Source organism: Methanobacterium alkalithermotolerans, from assembly GCF_018141185.1.
Lineage (GTDB): Archaea > Methanobacteriota > Methanobacteria > Methanobacteriales > Methanobacteriaceae > Methanobacterium_F > Methanobacterium_F alkalithermotolerans.
Map to the genome: position 1 here is coordinate 1,977,739 of NZ_CP058560.1, position 18,263 is coordinate 1,996,001.

General features: G+C 36.0%; 16 protein-coding genes. 11 read left to right on the forward strand and 5 right to left on the reverse strand.

Annotation, left to right across the window (positions count from 1 at the left end; translation table 11 throughout):
* Positions 1-160: 160 nt before the first annotated feature.
* The 3 genes from HYG87_RS09930 (at position 161) to HYG87_RS09940 (ending at position 2,706) form a co-directional block, all read left to right on the forward strand.
* Complete coding sequence (locus HYG87_RS09930; protein ID WP_211533005.1) at positions 161-469, forward strand: UPF0058 family protein; 309 nt, start codon at positions 161-163, stop codon at positions 467-469.
* Positions 470-690: 221 nt separating this feature from the next.
* A complete protein-coding gene (locus HYG87_RS09935; RefSeq protein ID WP_211533006.1) occupies positions 691-2,079 on the forward strand; it encodes a P-loop NTPase family protein in 1,389 nt (462 codons plus the stop codon).
* Between the two features lie 78 nt (positions 2,080-2,157).
* The gene (locus HYG87_RS09940; protein ID WP_211533007.1) at positions 2,158-2,706 is read left to right on the forward strand and encodes a putative ATP-dependent zinc protease; all 549 of its coding nucleotides are present in this window, start codon (positions 2,158-2,160) and stop codon (positions 2,704-2,706) included.
* Here HYG87_RS09940 and HYG87_RS09945 read toward each other — a convergent pair.
* Positions 2,703-3,521, reverse strand: coding sequence for a pyrroline-5-carboxylate reductase dimerization domain-containing protein (locus HYG87_RS09945; protein WP_211533008.1), 819 nt, complete (start codon positions 3,519-3,521; stop codon positions 2,703-2,705). The genes HYG87_RS09940 and HYG87_RS09945 overlap by 4 nt on opposite strands.
* 66 nt (positions 3,522-3,587) lie before the next feature.
* Positions 3,588-4,367, reverse strand: a complete 780-nt coding sequence (locus HYG87_RS09950) for an alpha/beta fold hydrolase (protein ID WP_211533009.1) — start codon at positions 4,365-4,367, stop codon at positions 3,588-3,590.
* A 153-nt stretch (positions 4,368-4,520) separates the two neighbouring features.
* Here HYG87_RS09950 and HYG87_RS09955 point away from each other — a divergent pair, with 153 nt between their 5' ends.
* The 8 genes from HYG87_RS09955 to HYG87_RS09990 all read left to right on the forward strand — a co-directional run bounded on the left by HYG87_RS09955 (position 4,521) and on the right by HYG87_RS09990 (position 14,961).
* A complete protein-coding gene (locus tag HYG87_RS09955; protein WP_211533010.1) occupies positions 4,521-5,744 on the forward strand; it encodes an FprA family A-type flavoprotein in 1,224 nt (407 codons plus the stop codon).
* A gap of 51 nt (positions 5,745-5,795) precedes the next feature.
* The gene (locus tag HYG87_RS09960; RefSeq protein ID WP_249164906.1) at positions 5,796-6,203 is read left to right on the forward strand and encodes a hypothetical protein; all 408 of its coding nucleotides are present in this window, start codon (positions 5,796-5,798) and stop codon (positions 6,201-6,203) included.
* Positions 6,204-6,339: 136 nt separating this feature from the next.
* Positions 6,340-7,986 carry a thermosome subunit alpha gene (gene thsA / locus HYG87_RS09965; protein ID WP_211533012.1) on the forward strand — a complete coding sequence of 549 codons (1,647 nt, stop codon included), beginning with the start codon at positions 6,340-6,342 and terminating at the stop codon, positions 7,984-7,986.
* A 250-nt stretch (positions 7,987-8,236) separates the two neighbouring features.
* Complete coding sequence (acs, locus tag HYG87_RS09970) at positions 8,237-10,141, forward strand: acetate--CoA ligase (RefSeq protein WP_211533013.1); 1,905 nt, start codon at positions 8,237-8,239, stop codon at positions 10,139-10,141.
* Between the two features lie 55 nt (positions 10,142-10,196).
* Positions 10,197-10,802: an acetate uptake transporter gene (locus HYG87_RS09975; RefSeq protein ID WP_211533014.1), complete on the forward strand. Its 606-nt coding sequence runs from the start codon at positions 10,197-10,199 to the stop codon at positions 10,800-10,802.
* Positions 10,803-11,420: 618 nt separating this feature from the next.
* On the forward strand, positions 11,421-12,188 hold the full coding sequence (locus HYG87_RS09980; protein WP_211533015.1) for a metal-dependent transcriptional regulator: 768 nt from the start codon (positions 11,421-11,423) through the stop codon (positions 12,186-12,188).
* Positions 12,145-14,160 (forward strand): ferrous iron transport protein B, encoded by a 2,016-nt coding sequence (gene feoB / locus HYG87_RS09985; protein ID WP_249164850.1) that lies wholly within the window; start codon positions 12,145-12,147, stop codon positions 14,158-14,160. The genes HYG87_RS09980 and feoB overlap by 44 nt, the downstream gene beginning before the upstream one ends.
* A gap of 27 nt (positions 14,161-14,187) precedes the next feature.
* Positions 14,188-14,961: an exodeoxyribonuclease III gene (locus HYG87_RS09990; RefSeq protein WP_211533016.1), complete on the forward strand. Its 774-nt coding sequence runs from the start codon at positions 14,188-14,190 to the stop codon at positions 14,959-14,961.
* Positions 14,962-14,994: 33 nt separating this feature from the next.
* Here HYG87_RS09990 and HYG87_RS09995 read toward each other — a convergent pair whose 3' ends face one another.
* The 3 genes from HYG87_RS09995 to HYG87_RS10005 all read right to left on the reverse strand — a co-directional run bounded on the left by HYG87_RS09995 (position 14,995) and on the right by HYG87_RS10005 (position 18,217).
* On the reverse strand, positions 14,995-15,768 hold the full coding sequence (locus tag HYG87_RS09995) for a hypothetical protein (RefSeq protein ID WP_211533017.1): 774 nt from the start codon (positions 15,766-15,768) through the stop codon (positions 14,995-14,997).
* Between the two features lie 110 nt (positions 15,769-15,878).
* Complete coding sequence (locus HYG87_RS10000) at positions 15,879-17,429, reverse strand: ATP-binding protein (RefSeq protein WP_211533018.1); 1,551 nt, start codon at positions 17,427-17,429, stop codon at positions 15,879-15,881.
* A gap of 107 nt (positions 17,430-17,536) precedes the next feature.
* Positions 17,537-18,217, reverse strand: coding sequence for a TIGR02253 family HAD-type hydrolase (locus HYG87_RS10005; RefSeq protein ID WP_211534309.1), 681 nt, complete (start codon positions 18,215-18,217; stop codon positions 17,537-17,539).
* Between the last annotated feature and the right edge of the window lie 46 nt (positions 18,218-18,263).

Consider the following 18,263-nt stretch of genomic DNA (forward strand, 5'->3'; position numbering starts at 1 on the left):
AACTTATCTTATGGTGTTTACATAAAGCATGGATAGCCAAGTATAGACTATAACTTTTAAAAAAATTCAGGAATATGTGCGATTTAATTTTTAATTATTCAAAACTTAGATATATATGCGATAGGATTTAATTTCTATTTAGGAGAAGAGGTTGGTACCCATGTATAAGGATGAAATGATACAACTCCATCAATTTTTGGTATATGTTTTAAAATATCTGGAAAATGGTTATGAAATTAAAAGTGAATGTGAAGAATATATTTCTCTAAATATTAGTCCTCATCATATTCATAGAACTAAAGCAGAGCATAAATACGCTATTTTTGTTTTATCCAGCGCTATATCTGAAATTATTGCTAAAGAAAATGCTGGAACTCTTCCTTCTAATGTGGTAAACGGCTTATCAGAATTGGCTAAAAGATCACGAAAAGAGTTAATAAAAGTTGATCTTCAAATAGAAGCTAAATAAAATCCTTATAAATATTAAAACATTTCATCCGCACAATATTTAGTTTTTATGTTACATTATATTAATTATCTTTTTTAATTATTTTAACGGATATATATTTCCTTATTTTGAAGCTCTAAATTAAATTCTACCATAAAATATTAATTACATACTGATCTAACTTTCATTATACAAGAAAATGATTATGGTGCATATTAATTTCTATTAAAGGAGCAATTAAAATGACAAGTTTAAAAAAAGTAGTATGTCTGGTGGATGGTGAACATTATTTGCCAGTAACCAAATCGGCTATTGATTTACTAGACAGTATAGAACATATGGAAGTTGTTTCTGTAATTTTTATTGGAGGCACAGAAAAATTAAGATCTGGCTCTGAAGAAGAATATGCTGAACTCATGGGACGACCGGTATATTTTGGACCACATACTGATGAAATACCTTATGATCTTATTCGAGATATGGTGGAAAAGTATCAACCTGATTTAGTAATGGATTTGAGTGATGAACCGGTGCTGGATTATACTAAAAGATTTAAAATTGCTTCAGTGGTATTGGGTCTGGGAGTTACTTATGAGGGCCCGGACTTTAAATTCGACCCATTAACTCAATACGATGTACTTAAAAAACCATCTCTAAAAATTTTAGGAACAGGAAAAAGAATAGGTAAAACAGCAGTTTCAGCATATGCTGCCCGGGTAATCAATAATAATAATTATAACCCCTGTGTAGTGGCCATGGGTCGGGGAGGACCAGAAGAACCGGAAATTGTCCAGGGAGATGAAATTGAAATCACACCACAATTTTTGATGGAGCAATCCGATAAAGGAGTTCATGCCGCTTCAGATCATTGGGAAGGTGCATTAATGAGTCGTATATTGACTATTGGATGCCGTAGATGTGGAGGTGGTATGGGTGGGGATGTATTCATCACTAACATGAAAAAAGGAGCTGAACTTGCCAATACTGTGAATGCGGAATTCTTAATTATGGAGGGCAGTGGTGCTGCTATTCCCCCTATAAAAACAGATAAAGAAATAGTTCTGGTGGGTGTAAATCAACCACTTATGAATATAGAAAACTTCCTGGGTCCATTTAGAATAGGTCTGGCCGACCTGGTGGTATTGACCATGTGTGAAGAGCCTATGGCCAGTGAAGAAAAAATTAACCATGTTATAGAGCTGGTTAAAGAAATTAATCCTGATGCTAAAATAATCCCTACCGTATTTAGACCAAAACCATTGGGGGACATCCAGAATAAAAATGTATTATTTGCAACTACTGCACCAGATTCTGTAAAAAAGGTTTTAGTAGACCATTTAGAATCAGAATATGGATGTAAAGTAATTGGAACCACTCCTCATCTTTCCAACCGGCCCCTTCTCCAGAAGGACATTCAAAAATATATAGATGAAGTGGATGTAATGCTCACCGAACTAAAAGCTGCTGCCGTGGATGTGGCTACTAAAGATGCACTTGAAGCCGGCTTAGAAGTTGTTTATTGTGATAACATACCTCTGGTGATTTCCAAAGAATATGGCAGCCTTTCAGAATCAATTATTGAATTGGTTGATGCGGCAATTGGCAGTTTTAAATCTAAATCTACCAATTAATATTTTCTTTTTTAATATTTTTTTTAATACTCATAACCATGGTCAGTAACTTTCGGTTCTGATACAACAGGTGATTAATTGGAATACGAAGACCTTAAAAAACTCTTGAAATTTAGTTTTAATGAAAAAAAAATACTCCAAAAACTGGAATTACCGGAAGATGCTTTTTTACCCCTCATATTCTCCATACGTTTTGGTGGAGATTGGAGTGTTAAAAAAAATTCTCGAAGATTAATGTCCATAAAAGAAAAAATAACCAAATATGATGATGAAAAAAAGTCGGGATGCACATTAGAACGGATTTATTTGTTTTTAAACCCCCAAATTCTTTCTCAAGAAGGTACTGTCCATCGACTGGAAAAATGCAGTACTAAAAATGAAAGAGAACTGGTTAAAAGACCCTATAAAGTTTCGGTTAATGCCGATTATATATTACAAGCCGAGCTTGATCCTGTCGATTTGAAAATACATTTAAAAAAAATCAACACCCCCTTAGAATTTACAGGCCCCACTGCTTACGGAGTTTCACATGAAATGGAACATCTGGACCAGGGGGTAGTTAAGGGGAAACCTTTCTGGGAATTTCAGTATGTAATTGATTATGAGGATAAATTAGATTATTTTTAAGATCTATAATCACTTTCCAGTCTGAGTTTTATTTCTTCATTTTTTGCTTCAATCTTTTTAAATAGTTCCTGAAACATATCTTCCAGTTTACTATCCATGATATCTATTCCTTCTTGAGTAATTCCTCCTTTAGTAGCCACCCGGTCTACTATCTCTTCAAAGTGGTAACCCTGGCACAATAAGTGGGACGTACCATCTAAAACATTTTTTACCATATCCTGTGCTTCTTCCAGGGAAATTTCACTGTAAAGGGTGGCCATATAGGCGTACCTGGCCATAATAAATGATATAAAAGCAGGACCACTACTGGTAATGGCGGTGGCTACTTCAAAATTTTCTTCATCAATAATTTTTACCTGACTTATAACTCCAAATAAATCCTCCACAAATTTTTTTTCATTCTCCTTAACCAGTTCATTGTGGTGCATCAGGGATATCCCTTTTTTACCAAGGGAGGTTACAGAGGGAATTACCCGGGTAACCTTACCTTTAAATATCAGTGCCAGGGTAGGCAGGGTCAAACCCGCTGCTATGTGTATAATATGCATATTAGAACTTTCATGAGAGCTAATTTCTTCTACTACTTTTTTTACCAAACCAGTATTTACAAAAATAAATATTCTATCTGCTTTTTTCCCCACTAATTTATTATCATCAGTTATTTCGATTAAAGGATATTTTAACTTTAATTTAGTAAGTTTTTCCAGGCTTCGATTGGATATAATAACATTCTCTTCTTTAAGAGCCTGGGATTCTAACAATCCATTAATTATCATGCTTCCCATACTCCCATAACCTATAAAACCGATTTTCATGATATCATCCTCTTCAGCCAGTAAGGCCTTTATTTCATCATCAATCTAATTTAATTAATTTTTTGACTATTCAACGGGAATAAGATCTTCCGGTAATTTTCTAGCAGCTATCCAGTTTTTTATAATTAGATTAAAATAATCCGGGGAAGTCAAATTCCACATATGTACCATTTCCGGCACAATATAACCCTTTGAATGAGGTATAGTCTTTACCAGGGATTTAATTGAGCTTTTTATAATACCATATTCTTTTTCTCCCCCTAAAACCAGGACCGGGTTATCTACTTTGTTTAGATGAGGTGGGATTTCAAATAACATATTCGCTTTAAATATCCTTTTAATTTCTTCAGGAGGAATGATGGCGGTGGATGATTTTAATAATTCAAAATAATCTTTTGAAATATTATAATTCCGGATATAAGCTTTTATTAAAAAATCTCTGTTTTTTTGGGATGCATATTCCTGTAGAACATATTCCACTAGTTTTTCAAAGTTATCAGTTTTCTCCGGGGTACGGATAGGTACACCGGTTATTATAACATTACCCAGCACTTCAGGGGAATTATTTAACATTTCCAGAGCTATTTGCCCTCCTAAAGATAAACCAACTACATGGGTAGTTTTTCCATGCTCTTTTATAAGTTCCAGGATTTTTTCAGAAGCAGTTTGCAACTGGAAAGGGTTGGCTTGGTTTTTCCCATGCCCGGGAAGATCAATCACAACACAGTGGAAGTCAGTTAGTTTTAAGCACTGATTTTTCCATATCCAGCTTCCCAGTCCAGCACCATGGAGAAATAATATGCTTTCTTTATTTTTTTTCCCGATTTCATCATATTCTAAATCCATAGTGGACCTCCTGAATTATTATTTTATAAAATCAAAAATAATTTCTTAGTTACTTTAATTTTTTCATTATCCGTAAGGTACTAAACAAATATAATAGTTTGAATTAACATACTATTATTAATATAATTTTTCAGATAATTCAGGTGATAAAAAATGAAGGCAAATGCAAAAAAACTGGCTGATGGTGTTTACTGGACAGGTGTACTGGACTGGGATATTCGTAGTTATCATGGTTATACTCTGGGAGGTACCACCTACAATGTTTATCTGGTTTTTGGTGAAGATAAAGTAGCCTTAATAGACAATACTTATCCCGGTACATCGGCTCAAATGTTGGGTCGTATTGAAGATGCTTTTAAAAAAGAGGGAAGAGAACTGAATATTGACGTTATAATACAAAACCACATTGAAAGAGACCACAGCGGTTCCCTAACAGAAGTTGTAAAAAAATTCCCTGAGGCAGCTATTTACTGTTCTGATAAAGCGGCCAGTGGTCTGGTGGAACATTATCCTGTTTTAAAAGATTCAAAAATGGAAATTGTTAAAACCGGTGATACGTTGGATCTAGGTGGTAAAACCATAGCCTTTTTGGAAGCCCCCATGCTGCACTGGCCAGATAGCATGTTTTCTTTACTAGTTGAGGAGGGAATTCTATTTTCTAATGATGCCTTTGGCCAGCACCTATGTTTTTCCCAGAGGTATGATAATGAAGTCCCGGAATACGTGGTAATGGATGCTGCTCAAAAATTCTATGCCAATTTAGTAACCCCACTATCTCCCCTGGTTCTGCGGAAGTTTGCAGAAGTAAAAGAACTTGATCTACTGGATAAAATCAAAGTCATTGCACCATCCCATGGCCAGATATGGACTGATCCTCTGAAAATCATCGGGGCCTATAGTGACTGGGCCACTGGAAAATGCAAAGATAAGGTAACCATTGTTTATGATACCATGCATTACTCCACTCAAAAAATGGCCCATGCATTGGCTGAAGGAGTAATGGGTCAGGATGTGGAGGTGGTAACTTACTTCCTTCATCAAGATGAGCGCAGCGAAATTGTAAAAGATATTCTGGATAGTAAAGCGGTTTTCTTTGGAAGCCCCACGATATTCAATGGCCCATTCCCCAGCCTGGGGGACTTGATGTATTATCTATCTGGTCTGAGCTTTGATAGAACTGGCTTTAAGAAACTTGCGGTGGTATTTGGTTCCAAAGGTTGGGGAGGAGGAGCCAGTAGAAAACTTTCCCAGGATTTATCTAACTGCGGATTTGAAGTGGAGGAATCATTTGATGTTAAATATGTACCTGGAGAAGAGGATCTGGATAAATGTTATGAAGTAGGTAAAACTGTGGCTGAAAAAATAAAGAGTATGTAAATATACATACTTTTAAATTTTTAGCTCATAGGGGGATTTTTTTTGAAGTCAATGGCTATAGAAAGTGATATGGAATCCAAACAGAAAATGATACTGGGACTATTTTGGACCACCAGGAAGACCATCAGGACGGAAGGATGCGCACCACTTAGAATAAATAAAATTACCACATCCACTTCCGAATTTGAACCTGAAGGAAGGAAACTCCTTAAATTAACTGATGAAATAATGGAAGACATCCTGGAAAATATGGAAAAAGGCAGTAAAGTAAAATTTGATTTGACCATGGGGGGAGAAAAGTTAGAGGCAGTAATAAGTGATGATTTCTTTTCCATTAATGCCACCAAAACTCCTGACCTGGAGGATGACATCATAGGCAAAATGGAACATGAAATGCAAAGGGAAACTCCTGATTTTTGTAAAACCTTTATTCCACGTGTTTTCCCTCAAAAGAAATAACTATTTACTATTTTTTTTAAATTTTGAAACTTCCCTCTATTATTCGTTTTAGTTTTCCTGAAATTTTCTAAAATAAGAAACTATTTATAGAACCTCTAACCCATCGATAAATTAGCATAAACATGAGGTGATTTTTTTGGCACAATTAGGTGGCGCAGGCCAACCAATAATAATATTACCTGAAGGAACAAGTCGTTTCCAGGGTAAAGACGCTCAAAGATTGAATATATTAGCAGGAAAAATATTAGCAGAGACTATAAGGACTACTCTTGGCCCTAAAGGTATGGATAAAATGTTAGTTGACTCCCTGGGAGATATTGTGGTTACCAACGATGGGGTAACTATCTTAAGGGAAATGGATATTGCTCACCCTGCAGCTAAAATGCTGGTGGAAGTAGCTAAAACCCAGGAAGATGAAGTGGGTGATGGTACAACCACTGCAGTCATAATAGCTGGTGAGTTACTTAAAAAAGCTGAAGAACTATTGGATATTAATGTCCACCCTACCATTATTGCCATGGGATACAGGCAAGCTGCACTAAAAGCTCAGGAAATCTTAGAAGATATTTCCATTGAGGCTAATGATAAAGAAACTTTACTAAATGTGGCTATGACTGCTATGACTGGAAAAGGATCAGAAAAGGCTAAAGAACCATTAGCTGACTTAATAGTATCAGCAGTAATGCAGGTGGAGGAAGATGGGGAAGTCAATAAGAAAAACATCAACATCCAGCGTATACAGGGTGCAAGTGTGGATGAATCTCACATCGTGAATGGTATTGTTGTTGATAAGAGCAGGGCTGATAATTCAATGCCTAAAAATATTGAAAACGCGAAAATTGCTCTTTTAAAATACCCAATCGAAGTTAAAGATTTGGAAACCGATGCTAAGATTAAATTGACCGATCCTAATCAAATGCAGGCTTTCATTGAAAACGAAGAGCAAATGATAAAAGATATGGTACAAAAAGTCATAGACTCTGGGGCAAATGTCATATTCTGTCAGAAGGGAATTGATGATCTGGCCGTCCACTACTTATCAAGGGCTGGAATATTGGCCGTTAAAAGAGCTAAAAAGTCTGACATGGAAAGATTGGAAAAAGCTACCGGTGCTCAACTGGTGACCAATATCGAGGATTTAAGTGCTGCTGAACTTGGTGAAGCTGGAAAAGTTTATGAGAAAAAGATATTTGATGATGTCTTGATCTTTGTGGAAGAATGTAAGGATCCTAAAGCAATCTCCATCATATTAAGGGGCAGTACCCGGCATGTGGCTGAAGAAGTAGAAAGAGCTTTAGATGATGCTATAGGTGTTGTAGCTTCTACTATGGAAGATAAACAGGTTGTTATTGGAGGAGGCGCTCCTGAGATTGAGATTTCTCGAAAATTAAGAGAATATGCTGACACCATCAGTGGAAGGGAACAACTGGCTGTAAATGCATTTGCAGAAGCATTAGAAGTTGTACCCAAGACCCTGGCTGAAAACGCCGGTTTGGATAGTATAGATGCCATTGTGGATTTAAGGGCTGCTCACGAAGATTCTCCTTACATGGGACTGGACGTTTTCCAGGGTGAAGTAATGGATATGAGAGAATCTGGAGTAGTAGAACCTCAAAGAGTTAAAAAACAGGCTATTCAATCCGCAGCTGAAGCAGCAGAAATGATTCTAAGAATCGATGATATGATTGCTGCTAAAGGTGGTTTAGAAGCTACTGGCGATGACATGGGAGACATGGGTGGTATGCCTGGCGGTATGCCTGGCGGTATGCCTCCTATGATGTAATGGGATTTAAATAACACTTTAGTGTTCTTTAAAAACATTACTTATTTTTTTTATTTATTTTTGCTGATTATTTTTGATTCTATCTGCATTTATTGATCCTCAGGAACTTTCACGGATTCTAAAATATTTTCAAAACTTAATATATTTATCATTATTAATTATTATTTATAATGATTAATTATAGTAATCTATATATATCATTTGCAACTTACTTATCATAATTATTTAAATTATTGTTAGGAGACGCAAAATGCTAAAAGACACCTCAGTTCTTCTCGATGAGAGAAGAATATTTAAGCCTAACTATGAGTTAGTTGAAGAGGCACATGTAAAAAACTGGGAAGCAGAGCTGGAAAAGGGTAAAGACCTGGAAAAATACTGGGCAGAAAAATCTGAACAGTTTGAATGGTTTAAACCCTGGGATAAAGTTCTGGATGAAAGTAATAAACCCTTCTACAAGTGGTTTGTAAATGGAAAAATTAACCTGGCTTACAATGCAGTGGATCGCTGGATTTCAACTGACAAAAGAAATCAGGTGGCTATTTTATATGTTAATGAGAGGGGTGAGGAAAAAAAATTAACTTACTTTGAACTTTACCGCGAAGTAAATAAAATGGCCAATGCCCTTAAAAATCTGGGTATTAAAAAGGGAGAAACAGTTTCCATGTACCTCCCCATGTGCCCGGAGCTTCTAATTTCCATGTTGGCCTGCAATAAAATTGGCGCCATGCACAGTGTGGTTTATTCCGGTTTAAGTGTGGGTGCATTTGTAGAGAGAATGAATGATGCCAAGGCCAAAGTGCTAATTACCGCCGATGGTACTTACCGTAGAGGTAAAATAATTAATTTAAAAAATATTGTGGATGAAGCAGTTCTGCAATGCCCCACCATTGAAACCATAGTGGTGGTAAATCACACCGGATCGGATATAGAAGTTTCTGATTTAAGTGGGCGGGAAATTTTCTATGATCGACTAATTGAAGGTGAGAGCGATGAATGTGAAGCAGAAGAAATGGATGCTGAAGATCCGCTTTTCATTCTTTACACTTCTGGTAGTACCGGTAAACCTAAAGGTGTTCTCCATACTACTGCCGGATATATGGTAGGGGTGGCCACTACTTTGAAATATGTTTTTGATATTCATGATGGGGATTTGTGGTGGTGTACTGCAGATATTGGTTGGATAACGGGACATAGCTATGTTATATATGCTCCTCTTCTTTTGGGAACCACCACTCTGGTTTATGAAGGAGCACCTGATTTCCCTGATCCAGGGGCCTGGTGGAACATAGTGGAAAAATATGGTGTAACTAAATTTTACACCGCACCTACCGCCATCAGACACCTGATGCGATTTGGAGAAAAATATCCTCAGATATACAATCTGTCTTCTTTGAAGGTTCTGGGAAGTGTGGGAGAACCTATAAATCCAGAAGCATGGATGTGGTTCTACAAAAACATTGGAAAAGAAAAAACACCGATCATGGACACCTGGTGGCAAACTGAAACAGGAATGCATTTGATTTCGCCATTACCTGTTGCTAATTTAAAACCAGGGTCTGCTACTCTGCCCCTACCGGGTATTGATGCCGATGTGGTGGATGAAAAAGGTAATTCGGTTCCTCTAGGTAAAGGTGGATATCTGGTTATCAAAAAACCATGGCCGGCCATGTTCCGAACACTTTATGAAGATGAAGAAAGATTTGTAAATGTTTACTGGAAGGAGTTTCCGCAAGGATTTTACCGGGCAGGTGACATGGCCCGTAAAGATGAAGATGGATATTACTGGATTCAGGGCCGGTCCGATGATGTACTTAAAATTGCCGGGCACCGGGTTGGTACTTCTGAAGTTGAATCTTCATTTGTTAGTCACTCTGCAGTGGCTGAAGCGGCGGTTATTGGAAAATCAGACCCTATAAAAGGTCAGGTTATCAAAGCTTTCCTCATACTTCGGGAAGGATATGAACTAAATACTTCCTTAATTGAAGATTTGAAAAAACATGTGCGCTATGAACTGGGACCCGTAGCAGTTTTAGGGGAAATTGAACAGGTGGATAAGCTCCCTAAAACTAGAAGTGGTAAAATTATGAGAAGAATTCTAAGAGCACAGGAAGAAGGCGAAGAATTAGGAGATACTTCAACTCTAGAAGAATGATTTAACTATTGTTTAGTAAGTATTAATTGAATCATAGAAAATTAGAGGTATTAAAATGTCTATAGAAAACGATAAAACCTTATCTTTAAGGGACATGACAGCCAATCCTGCACCACTGGGTCTTTTAGGTTTCGGTATAACTACCGTTCTTTTAAATATCCATAACGCAGGATTTTTCCCTATAAATAGTATGATTCTGGCAATGGGTTTTGCTTATGGGGGTTTAGCCCAAATATTTGCATGTTTCATGGAATATAAAAAAGGCAATACCTTTGCCACCGTAGCATTTGGATCTTACGGGCTTTTCTGGTGGTCTCTGGTGATTTTACTGGTACTGCCTCAGGTTGGGTTCTTAAATACCGGTGGAAATTCTCCTATTCAAGCAGCGGATCCAACTTCCTTCGCAGCTTACCTATTTATGTGGGGAGTATTTACTCTGGTAATGTTCATAGCTACCCTGAAATTAATAAGAGGGCTGCAGGTGGTTTTCATATCCCTGGCCATTTTGTTCTTCCTCCTGGCTGCAGGAAATATAACCGGTTCCCAGACCCTGATAACCATTGCTGGATATGAGGGCATATTTACCGGTGCAGCCGCCATGTATGTGGGACTAGCCCAGGTAATAAATGAGACCCATGGAAGAGATGTTCTTCCTATTTAATTAAATTAAGATGACGCCTCCACGTCAAAAAATAGCCTGTTAATGTATTCGCGACATTAATAGGCTAATCTTTTTATTTAATGAATTTAAAATAAATTTTTTAATCTAATAATGACTTTTTTAGTAATTATTTAATAAAACATGATTTATTATACTTTGATGTGCACTCTACTCAACTTGTTTACTATTTTGAGTAGTACCTTTAATAATAATAGATAATCCAACTCATATAATCTATGTAAACTAATTACTATTATTAATTAGGAAGGGATTCTTTAATCTGACAACTGTTTTTCAAGTTGTATTTTATTCTCATAAAATGATTATTTAAAAACATTTTTTTTTAGAAAATTTCTAAAATTAAACTCACTTTTTTAGTTTTATTGAAATTCCTTAATTTGTAATATAAGAAATTCTTATTTCTTTTTTGTAATAATTTCGGATGAATCTCACTTAATAAATAATAAATTTTATTTTAGAATTTTTAAATATTCCCGGTATATTCCTTATTTTACAATGTAAATTAAGATTATCCGGCCTTTAATTATATTTAGGTTAACAAAAATTTTATAAGCTCTATATTTATATCTATAATCATGATTATTTTAGGTGAACCTAATGTCAGATAATGAATCTTTAAGTGAAAACATTGAGGAGTATCTGGAAGTTATTTATAAGGTTTCTCTGGAAGATAAAAAGCCAGTAACCACTTCTAATATATCAAAAAATCTTAATATCGCTCCAGGCAGTGTAACTCAAATGTTAAAAAAATTAGATAAACGGGGATATGTTCAATATTCTCCTTACAAAGGTGCAGTTCTTACTGAAAAAGGCCTTAAAGTTGCCAGTAAAATAACCAGGAAACACAGGTTACTGGAACGCTTTTTAAATGATATACTAAAACTCAAAAAAGATAAAATTCATTCTGAGGCCTGTCAAATGGAACATACTCTATCTGATGATGCGGAAAGGGCCCTATGTCAGTTACTGGAACAACCAGACCAGTGCCCAGATGAGGCACCTATCCCTGCTTGTGATTTCAAATTTAACACCTGTGAAGAATGTCTGGAGAGAAAACATGAAGACATAGAAGAAGTAGGTGCACGTGATGAAAACCTTATTTCAGTTACCAGCCTGGGTGAAAATGAAGTGGGTCGGGTATCATTCATTAGAGGGGATTATAAAGTAATTAGAAGACTGATGGATATGGGTATAACCATAGGTGCTATGGTCAGTGTAATTAAATTGGCCCCTTTTAAGGGACCTGTGGAAGTATCAGTCAGGGGATCCAAACTTGCTCTGGGTAGGGATATTGCCAAAAATGTCTTTGTTGAATTAATTGATGATGAAAGAAAGAATGAAGATGGAGCAATGGCCCATGGTTAAGTCCGGATTTCAAAAAGAGAAAGAATTTGATGCGTCATCCAGTTCATCTAAGGACGAATTTACCATAGCCCTTTCGGGAAATGCCAATGTGGGAAAAAGTGTTATTTTTAACCAGCTTACTGGTTCTAATCAGATTGTAGGTAACTGGCCTGGTAAAACAGTAGAAAAGGCCCAGGGAAAACTTTATTTCCAGGGACAAAAAATCCATGTAATTGATCTACCGGGAATTTATTCTTTCTCTACTTTTTCCATGGAAGAGATAGTGTCCCGGGAGTATATTGCCTATGAAAAACCTGATGTGGTTATAAATGTTCTGGATGCATCGGTTCTGGAAAGGAACCTTTTTTTCACTTTACAGTTAATGGAAATGGAAGTACCACTGGTGGTGTGTATAAATCAGGTGGATATTGCCCGGCAAAAGGGTATAATCATCGATGAAAAAAAATTGGAGAAAGCCTTAGGAGTTCCCGTAGTTTCTACAGTTGCAGTTAGAGGTGAAGGCCTTAGAAAATTAATAGAAAAAGCGGTAAAGGCTGCTGAGAATCCAGAAAATGTCCCGGAAATTATTAAATATGGGGGAGAAGTAGAAAAAAGAATTCAAAATTTATCAGAAATGATAGAATCTAAGAAAATTTCATTAAAATATTCTAATCGATGGATGGCCATTAAGATACTGGAAAATGATCCGGAAATAATAAAAAATATCAAAAATGAATCCCCGGATATCATTTCTTATGCCAACCAGCTTGCCTACCAGATTGAAAAAATTCATCAAGAGCCTTCTTTTGCTGTAATGGCTTCTGAAAGATATACTTTGGCAAATTTTATTGCCTCTGGTGCCCAAGTTCAGACTAAAATTGACATCCCCTTCTCGGAACGTCTGGATAAAATTTTAACTCATCCGGTTTTAGGATATTTTACCTCTGCTCTGGTTATAATTGGATTACTTTTATGGACCTTTACCATTGGGGATTTTCTGGAAGGGATCCTTTCCAATGCTTTTAGCTTTTTTCAACCTGTTGATCCTCAATTTTCCGGTGCCATCACCGCTATACTCTGGAATGGTGCATTTGGGGGAATTGTAGCTGGTGTTACACTAATAATTCCCTTTGTCATCCCTTTTTATCTGATGTTATCCTATATAGAAAATTCCGGCTTATTAACCCGGGTGGCCTTTATGATGGATAGCTTCATGCACAAAATAGGATTGCATGGCAAGGCACTGATACCCCTTATATTAGGGTATGGATGTAATGTACCAGCTATAGATAGTACCAGGATACTTGAAACTCGAAGAGAACGACTTTTAGCAGCTTTTGCCATAACTTTTGCTCCCTGTGCTGCTCGAACCATTTTAATACTGGGTCTGGTGGCTATATTTGTTAATATATGGTGGGCCCTGGCCCTTTATGTGCTGGATTTGATAATAATAGTTATTATGGGTAGATTAGCCCTTAAAGCAACTCCAGGAGAATCAACTGGTCTTATAATGGAGATGCATACCTTAAAATTGCCTTCGTTTTCAGTAATCCTTAAACAAACCTGGGCGAGAACCAAATCACTAATTTATCTGGTTTTTCCAATTTATATCGTGGGCAGTGCCCTGATTCAGGCTTTCTATGCTATGGGAGTTTTAGAACCTGTTAGTAATTTCATGGCCCCTCTTACAGTGGGCTGGTTAGGATTACCTGCATTTGCAGGAGTACTGCTTATTGTGGGGGCAGTTAGAAAAGAATTTATCTTATTAACTCTGGTGTCATTTGTGGGCACTGATCTCACCCTGGCTTTAAATACAACTCAATTTATCGTACTGGCTATAGTGGGCATGTTATATCTGCCCTGTTTTTCCACCATTGCCATACTTATTAAAGAATTCGGCTGGAAAGCAGCCAGTTTGATTACGGGAGCTAATTTTACAACTGCTCTTGTTGTAGGAGGTTTATTTGCCCACATATTACCCTATTTTTTATAAATATTCCCTTTGTAGGAGGAGTGATTAATGAAGAATATCAGGATAGTATCATGGAATGTCAATGGAATTAGGGCCATACAACGAAAAGGATTTTTGGACTGGTTAAATAAGGATAAACCGGATATATTATGTATTCAGGAAACTAAAGCCACCCCTGACCAGCTCCCCCGATCTTTAAAAGAAATCAAGGGGTACCATGCTTATTTTAATTCTGCTGAAAGGAAGGGTTATAGTGGTGTAGCATTGTACAGTTTTCTTAAACCAGAAAATATTGAAAATGGTTTTGGAATAGATAAATTCGATCGAGAAGGCCGCATTCAAATTGCAGATTATGGTGAATTTGTATTATTCAATATCTATTTTCCCAATGGTAAGATGTCTGAAGAACGACTTAAATATAAATTAGATTTTTACGACGCATTTTTAGACCATGCTAACCAGCTGAGGGACCAGGGAAAAAATATTATTGTTTGTGGAGATCTAAATACAGCCCACAAGGAAATAGACCTGGCACGCCCTAAAGAAAATAGCAACATATCTGGTTTTTTACCAGTAGAAAGAGCATGGATAGATAAATTTCTGGATAATGGTTATGTGGATACTTTCCGTATGTTTAATTCAGATGAGAATCAATATACCTGGTGGAGTTACCGTACCCGGGCACGGGAAAGAAATGTGGGATGGAGACTGGATTACTTTTTTACCAATAAAGAATTCACCGACCACATAGAATCATCCTATATATTATCGGAGGTAATGGGATCAGATCACTGTCCGGTGGGACTTGATATTAAAATATAGCTAAAAACCTTGATAAAATTTTATTTAGTTCCCCTAGTTTTTAGATGACATTCCTCCTAACTGATTTATGAAATGTTCCAAATAGTAGAGTGATTTTTCATGGGAACTCAAGGCAATAGCTAATTTTTTAATAACTTTTTCTCCTTCCTTTTCTCCGGACCTTAAATCAACATAAAGAACGATATTGTAATAAATTTTTTTTAAATCATATTTGATTTGAGGGGGAAACCCCCATAAATTGAGTAGTGCCCATTCCGGGCTGGATTTTCCTATTTTTTCTAAATCCAGTTCTTCATTATTAAAAACTTTATCCTGAATGAATTTTAATAAATTACGATTTTTAACGGACCAGAACTTAAAATCATCATATTTTTCATGGTAAATTGAAATTTCACCACATAAATCGTCTCTTATTTTAATAAATTCTTCTTCATATTGATTAAGATAATAAATTGAATCATCTGAAGGATTAAAATTAATATCTGCTCCGTATTTATCTTTTAACTTTTTTCCAGATTCGATATGCAGTATTTCATCATCAGTTAATTTACGATATTCTAAAAGTTCCTTTTGCATTTTTAGTTCTTTTTTCCATTCTTTTTCTTTTTTTGATAATAAAATCTTCATTTTTGACTGGAAATTCTTCTCCAATATTTTTAGAGCATATAACCTTTTCCAGCTATCATTTTTTACTAACTGATTAATCAAAAACTGCATTTCCACCGGATCATCAGAATAATTCCGGGGTAGGGATAAAAAAATATTAGCAATAAATTGGGGAAATAAAAAAGGGACTATGCTAACCATAATATAAAATAAAATAGATATCAAAAGTGAAATAATCAGGGGAATAATGAATATCTGATAATCCAATCTAATACCTTCTTCTTATAATTTTAAATAAAATTTATACCGGTTTATTCGTAATCTAAAATGGTTTTTCTTAACTCTCTTTCGGTCTCAGCTATGATTTCTATCTTTTCAAAATCCACATTATTATCTTGCAGACTTTTAGCCAATTGAGTGGGTGTTAGAGTATCGTCCCGGTCTATAAGAATAGAATTAGATTCAAAGGAAATTGATCCTGACGTGTCAGTGGAAAGAAAATCATAGGCGTTATCAATATCACTGGTTATAACACGGAAGGTTCTGATTTTTTTGGTTACCTGTGTTATGTCAATATCCATGCGCTGCAGGGCAATCAATACGTGTTTATTGAGAGCATCTTCCAGTACCTGTATATCCACCCGGTTTTTATTCATGGAAATACGGGCTGCCTGACATATTTGAGCAATATCACGAGCATGAGCATAACTGGGCTGTAAACCTTCGCCTCCGTCTTTAAATTCAGTATATACCTTTTCAAATCTTTCCAGAACTTCATCATCATAGTCTTCTTTTAATAAATCAAGATTCATTTTAAATACTTTGGAAACATTTTTTACAGGAGGATTACGCAGAAAAATATGTAAAGGAGCTCTTCTAAGGTGGGCCTCATCCATAATACTAACATCCAGATTGGTGGAAAAAGCAGGAATAAAATGGCTGAAAACCACTACTGGAACTCCCCTTACATAAATCATATCCTTCTTATTTTCCATGGGTACGATGAGACGATTTAAAATTATTTCATGGTCATCTCTTTGCCTTCCCAAATCGTCCACCAGCAATATTCCTCCATTAGCTTTAATCATGGGGGAAGTTTCATATACGCCCTTATTAGGGTCGTATACGGTTTCTAATTTATTCAGGTTCAGTTCAGCACCAGTAAAAACGAATGGGGCATGAATTTTAACCCACCTTGGGTCTGCTGGCTGTTCCGGGCATCTCCTGTGAAAATCAGGATCGTATAATTGTATAATCCTGCTTCCAAATTCAATGAATTTAGGTATAATGAGAGGTGGTAGCAAATCGGAGGTTTTACTGATAATGAATGTTTTTCCTGTACCTGGAGAACCATATATAAAAATACCTTTTCCAATAGTGCAGGATTCTATAAGACATTCTTTAGCATAATCAAGTCCTACCACATCGTCGAATGTTTTTTCAATTATATCTTCCGGGATTTCAACCGGGTGCCTTCCTTTCATTTGGCATTCCATTATTTCCCAGTAAAAATCGTAGGAAACAGGTGCCAGACCCATATATGGATTTTCTTCCACTATTCTCTTTGTTTTCTCCCTTCCTTTTTTGGTAATGGTATAATCTATACTTGAAAATAGGAAACTACCTCCTACCTGGGCACAAAGGCCATCTTGCTCCATTTTACGAAGAACCTCTTCTAAAATGTCCCAGTGTATACCTGTAACTTCATTTAATCTTTTAGTTTGCACGGTACCATAGCTAGAAATGATTTTCAGAATCAAATCTCGAACAAATACTTCAGATAATCTAAGTTCTTCCAAAGTTTTAGGCTGTCTAAGTCGCCTGATAATTATTTCCATTTGTTCATTGTGATAGTAACTCATAAGTTTACCTCTAAAAATTTATAATTTTCTAAATGGACACATGAATTAATTTAAGGTATTTTTTGCCCTGGATAAATTTTTAAATTATTAATCCCTGGATTGAAAAGTTATAAAATTTCATTCAATTCACTTATATCAGAAATAACCTTTACATCCAGTTTTTCCTTTTCAATATACTCTTCTTCTTCAGGTGTGAGCTTACAATTTACCAGAATAGCAGACATACCTGCATTAACCGCACCCATCATGTCTTCTGAAAATTTATTACCAATCATAATTGATTTTTCAGGGGTGCAACCCATGCGACTTAAGGCTACTTCAAAAATACGATGGTGGGGTTTTTCAAAACCAATTTCATCCGAGGTCACCACTTCGTCAAAAAAATGGTGTATGCCCAGACGGATTAATTTCTCCCATTGTTTTATGGTTATACCATTGGAGATAACACCCAGTCTGTAACCTTTACTTTTAAGGTTTATCAGGGTGGAGGTGGTTCTGGGAAATGGTCTAAGTAAGGCAAATTTAACATTATGATAATTGATCATTCCCAGAGCAATTAAAAGAGGTTTTTCCTCTCCAAAAACAGTTTTAGTTAGAACATTGAAATGTTTATCATAATTAGATCCTTTTTGAGCAATAATCTCTCTTAAAAGCTTATATGCTTCGGTAGAATCAAGGGGTAAACCGGCATCTATCATCATATTTAAAGCTGCCTTTCGGGCCAGCTTGGCAAAACCAGAAGTATCATAAAGAGTATCATCAATATCGAAAAAAACTGCCTTGAGCATAATTTCCACCTGAATGATTGCCACACAATCAATTTTTTAATTCTTC

Excerpts from the sequence above, each read along its gene's own strand:
- HYG87_RS09975 (WP_211533014.1), top strand. The coding sequence starts at position 10,197 with ATGTCTATAGAAAACGATAAAACCTTATCTTTAAGGGACATGACAGCC.
- HYG87_RS09930 (WP_211533005.1), top strand. The coding sequence starts at position 161 with ATGTATAAGGATGAAATGATACAACTCCATCAATTTTTGGTATATGTT.
- HYG87_RS09980 (WP_211533015.1), top strand. The coding sequence starts at position 11,421 with ATGTCAGATAATGAATCTTTAAGTGAAAACATTGAGGAGTATCTGGAA.
- HYG87_RS09935 (WP_211533006.1), top strand. The coding sequence starts at position 691 with ATGACAAGTTTAAAAAAAGTAGTATGTCTGGTGGATGGTGAACATTAT.
- feoB (WP_249164850.1), top strand. The coding sequence starts at position 12,145 with ATGATGAAAGAAAGAATGAAGATGGAGCAATGGCCCATGGTTAAGTCC.
- acs (WP_211533013.1), top strand. The coding sequence starts at position 8,237 with ATGCTAAAAGACACCTCAGTTCTTCTCGATGAGAGAAGAATATTTAAG.
- HYG87_RS10005 (WP_211534309.1), bottom strand. The coding sequence starts at position 18,217 with ATGCTCAAGGCAGTTTTTTTCGATATTGATGATACTCTTTATGATACT.
- HYG87_RS10000 (WP_211533018.1), bottom strand. The coding sequence starts at position 17,429 with ATGAGTTACTATCACAATGAACAAATGGAAATAATTATCAGGCGACTT.
- HYG87_RS09955 (WP_211533010.1), top strand. The coding sequence starts at position 4,521 with ATGAAGGCAAATGCAAAAAAACTGGCTGATGGTGTTTACTGGACAGGT.
- HYG87_RS09990 (WP_211533016.1), top strand. The coding sequence starts at position 14,188 with ATGAAGAATATCAGGATAGTATCATGGAATGTCAATGGAATTAGGGCC.
- HYG87_RS09995 (WP_211533017.1), bottom strand. The coding sequence starts at position 15,768 with ATGGTTAGCATAGTCCCTTTTTTATTTCCCCAATTTATTGCTAATATT.
- HYG87_RS09950 (WP_211533009.1), bottom strand. The coding sequence starts at position 4,367 with ATGGATTTAGAATATGATGAAATCGGGAAAAAAAATAAAGAAAGCATA.
- HYG87_RS09945 (WP_211533008.1), bottom strand. The coding sequence starts at position 3,521 with ATGAAAATCGGTTTTATAGGTTATGGGAGTATGGGAAGCATGATAATT.
- HYG87_RS09960 (WP_249164906.1), top strand. The coding sequence starts at position 5,796 with ATGGCTATAGAAAGTGATATGGAATCCAAACAGAAAATGATACTGGGA.